Origin of the sequence: Binatus sp. (SeqCode), assembly GCF_036522015.1 — a bacterium.
Taxonomy (GTDB): domain Bacteria; phylum Desulfobacterota; class Binatia; order Binatales; family Binataceae; genus Binatus.
In genome coordinates this window covers 1-3,377 of sequence record NZ_DATDGQ010000243.1, presented here as the reverse complement: position 1 = coordinate 3,377, position 3,377 = coordinate 1, and the positions used below count along the sequence as shown (strand labels likewise).

The 3,377-nt window shown below is 59.2% G+C and carries 4 protein-coding genes and 1 pseudogene; 4 read left to right on the top strand and 1 reads right to left on the bottom strand.

The window, feature by feature from the left end; genetic code table 11:
- The 4 genes from VIW95_RS10430 to VIW95_RS10415 all read left to right on the top strand — a co-directional run.
- Nucleotides 1-439: ABC transporter permease (locus VIW95_RS10430; RefSeq protein WP_331586136.1), on the top strand; the 439-nt coding region annotated here is incomplete at its 5' end.
- Nucleotides 440-520: 81 nt separating this feature from the next.
- Nucleotides 521-1,540: a phosphotransferase family protein gene (locus VIW95_RS10425; protein ID WP_331586134.1), complete on the top strand. Its 1,020-nt coding sequence runs from the start codon at nucleotides 521-523 to the stop codon at nucleotides 1,538-1,540.
- A gap of 38 nt (nucleotides 1,541-1,578) precedes the next feature.
- Nucleotides 1,579-2,001, top strand: a complete 423-nt coding sequence (locus VIW95_RS10420; RefSeq protein ID WP_331586133.1) for a DUF6285 domain-containing protein — start codon at nucleotides 1,579-1,581, stop codon at nucleotides 1,999-2,001.
- A 15-nt stretch (nucleotides 2,002-2,016) separates the two neighbouring features.
- Nucleotides 2,017-3,036, top strand: coding sequence for a DUF7064 domain-containing protein (locus VIW95_RS10415; RefSeq protein ID WP_331586131.1), 1,020 nt, complete (start codon nucleotides 2,017-2,019; stop codon nucleotides 3,034-3,036).
- Nucleotides 3,037-3,044: 8 nt separating this feature from the next.
- Here VIW95_RS10415 and mtnA read toward each other — a convergent pair.
- Nucleotides 3,045-3,377: pseudogene (mtnA, locus tag VIW95_RS10410) on the bottom strand (S-methyl-5-thioribose-1-phosphate isomerase); the annotation flags it as partial.

Here is a 3,377-nt window from a genome sequence, read left to right as displayed (position 1 = left end):
GGCTGCGATTCTCGGCCCGGGCCTGATCGATCTCGTGATTGCGCTGACCGCGATGGGATGGACCGGTTACGCGCGCATCGTGCGCGGCGAAGTGTTGAGCTTGCGCGAGCGCGAGTATGTCCTCGCCGCCGAAACCCTCGGCGCCAAAAAATCGCGACTGCTGATGCGCCATCTCTTGCCCGGAGTCGTCGGGCCGCTTGCCGTACAGGCGACGTTCGGAGTCGGCGGAATAATCGGCGCCGAAGCCGCGCTTTCGTTCCTGGGCCTCGGCGCGATTCCGCCAACGCCCAGTTGGGGTAACATGCTCGACGCGGGCCGAGCGTTCCTGCTCGTCGCCCCGCACCTCACGACTGCGCCGGGACTCGCGATCGGTTTTTCGATACTCGGTTTCAACCTGCTCGGCGACGGAATTGCGCAGAAGGTTGGCCATCGCGCCTAGGTCTCCGGCAGTTCGATTCCCCGGTATGCGGAGCAGCGAAATTTCGTGATACTCATTGTTCTTCGAAAGTGAGTGCGCGCGATGGAGAGAATCGAACCAGGCGAAATGGTCCGGCGGCTGATCGGCTTCATCCGAGCTGAAGGCCGGTTCGACAGCGTCGCGATCGAGAATTTTCGCAAGATGCCCGGCGGCGCATCGCGCGAGATCTGGTCGTTCGATTGCGCGATGCAGCGTGGTGGAGGAACTACTCGGCGCGCGATGGTGTTGCGCCGCGATCCAGGCGCTCACAACATTTCGACCAATCGTCGTCACGAGTTCATGGTGATTCGCGCGGCTTTCGAAGAGCGCATCCCGGTTCCCGAGGTGTTCTGGGTCTCCGAGGATCCCGCCGTCCTCGGCTCTGCGTTTTTCATCATGGAGCGGATAGACGGCGAAACCCTGGCCCGTCGCCTGCTCCGCGACGACACCTATGCCCGCGCGCGCGAAGTGATGCCCATTCAACTTGCCGACATTCTCGCCAAGATTCATCGAATCGATCCAGTCAAACACAAACTCGACTTCCTTGCGGAGCCGGGCGATAACGCAGCGCTGACCGAGGTAAAGCGCTACGAGGAAAACTTTCGGCGCCTCGCGCTCGAACCGCATCCCGCGTTCGAATTAGCCTTTCGATGGCTCCTGAAGCGGTTTCCGAAGACTCCGCGCAAGACGCTGGTACACGGCGATTACAGAATCGGCAATGTCATTTTTGGTCCCGAAGGGGTCCGCTCGATCCTCGACTGGGAGCTGGCGCATCTCGGCGACCCGATGGAAGACGTCGGATGGATGTGCGTGCGAGCGTGGCGATTCGGCAACGATCAGAAGCCGGTCGGCGGACTCGGTACCCGCGAGGATTTCTTCCGTGCCTACGAAAAAGCCAGCGGCATCGACGTCGATCCTGAGGCCGCGCGGTTCTGGGAGGTTTTCGGCAACCTGCGATGGGGCATTATCACCATTAGCCAGGCTCGTACTCATATCGACGGATTCGTCAAAAGCGTCGAACTGGCTAGTATCGGACGGCGGACCGCCGAGACGGAACTCGAGCTGCTCAACTTGATCGAATAGCTACATGGTAAACCAAACTGGCATTGTGAGTAATCGATATGCAGGACAGACCGACCTCAGTTGAACTGCTCGAAGCAGCCGCCGACTTCGTGGATAGCGAACTCGTGCCTGCCGTCCAGGGCGCACGGCAGTTCCAGGCGCGAGTAGTCGCCAACGTGATGCGAATCGTCGCTCGTGAGATAAAGATGGAAGATCCGCTCGTTAGAAGCGAGGTAAAAGCGCTGGCGCTATTGCTCGGACACGAAAAACCGCACCTGCACGGCCTCGACGATCTGCGCAAAGCTGCTGCCAGCCTCGGCGAAGAGCTGACCTCGAAGATCCGCGGCGGAGAAGCGGACGATGGCGCCTGGCGGAGCGAAGTGCTGACGGTGGTCCGTCAGAGCGTCGAGGACAAACTGCGTATCGCGAATCCGCGCTATCTTGACAGCGACATCGCGATCCGCGAAGCCGTTAAAGAGTAACAGGAGATCTGACTAATGCCTGAAACCAAAGTAGTACTGCTTGAACAAGACGACCTGATGCATCCGAATACCGGCGAGTCCAATTTCAACGAGAGTGCATATTACAATTTTTACGATCGTGGTCAGCGCATCGGCGGTTTTATCCGACTGGGTAATCGCGCGAACGAGGGTTACGCGGAGATGACGGCGTGTCTCTATCTCCCGGATGGAACCGTTGGCTTCATGTTCCAGCGGCCGGAGATCAAGAATAACGAAGCTCACAACGCGGGCGGCGCGAAATTCGAAGTCGTCAAACCGTTCGAACGCCATCGCGTCAGCTATCACGGAAAACTCTGCACTATGAAAAATCCGCTGGAGATGGCCGATCCAGCCAAGGCGTTCAAAACCAATCCCTATTCGAAGGCTGCGCTCGAAATCGACTACGCGGCCACCTCTCCCGGATGGGGCGGCGAACTGCGCGAAAAGATCGGAGATCAATGGATCTCGTCGAAAACCTCCGGCGACGCCGAGGCTCAATTCGCGAAAGGACACCTGGAACAGCTGGGCCACGCAATGGGGAAACTCGTGCTCACGACTGACGGCGTCGATCGCGAGTTCAAAATCGACGGGCTCGGTCTGCGCGATCATAGCTGGGGGCCGCGCTACTGGCAGGCGCCCAAGTTCTACCGATGGCTGACGATGAACTTCGACGAGGATCTCGGCGGGATGGCCACGATTACCGTAAATCGCGACGGCAGCGAACGTCCGGGTGGATTCATTGCGCGCAAAGGCAAGCCGTTTCTCAATATAGTGAAGGTCGATATTCAGACCGAATTCGTCGGTGAGCAGCAGCTACATGACAAGATCAAGGTGACCTGCCAGACAGCCGGCGCTGGAGCGCCAATAGTCATTACCGGCAAAGTGCTATCGATGATTCCGCTGCGCAATCGCCGCGCCGGAATAGTTACTCGAATCGCTGAGGGCATGACGGAATGGAATTGGGACGGCAAGATTGGCTATGGGCTTTCTGAGTATCTGGATCACTTCGACGAATAGTCAATCGCTCAGAGTTTGTTCTTGAGCGCCCGCAAACTTTCCGAGTACGGCGGATACGCAACGCCGCGTTCGGTGATGATCGCCGTCACCAACTCGGCGGGCGTGACGTCGAACGCGGGGTTGAAGGTGCGGATGCCCTTAGGCGTGATCTGCTTGCCGCCGTATTCGGTCAGCTCGCGGCCCGAGCGCTCTTCGATCGGTATCGCTGCGCCGTCAGGACAGTCGAGGTCAATCGACGACAGCGGCGCGGCCACATAGAAGGGCACCCTGTGCCGCCGAGCCATCACCGCCAGCGGATATGTGCCGATTTTGTTAGCGACATCGCCGTTCGCGGCTGTGCG

What these genes read in the sequence shown, in the direction of transcription:
- VIW95_RS10425 (WP_331586134.1), top strand. Translation starts at nt 521, where the DNA reads ATGGAGAGAATCGAACCAGGCGAAATGGTCCGGCGGCTGATCGGCTTC.
- VIW95_RS10420 (WP_331586133.1), top strand. Translation starts at nt 1,579, where the DNA reads ATGCAGGACAGACCGACCTCAGTTGAACTGCTCGAAGCAGCCGCCGAC.
- VIW95_RS10415 (WP_331586131.1), top strand. Translation starts at nt 2,017, where the DNA reads ATGCCTGAAACCAAAGTAGTACTGCTTGAACAAGACGACCTGATGCAT.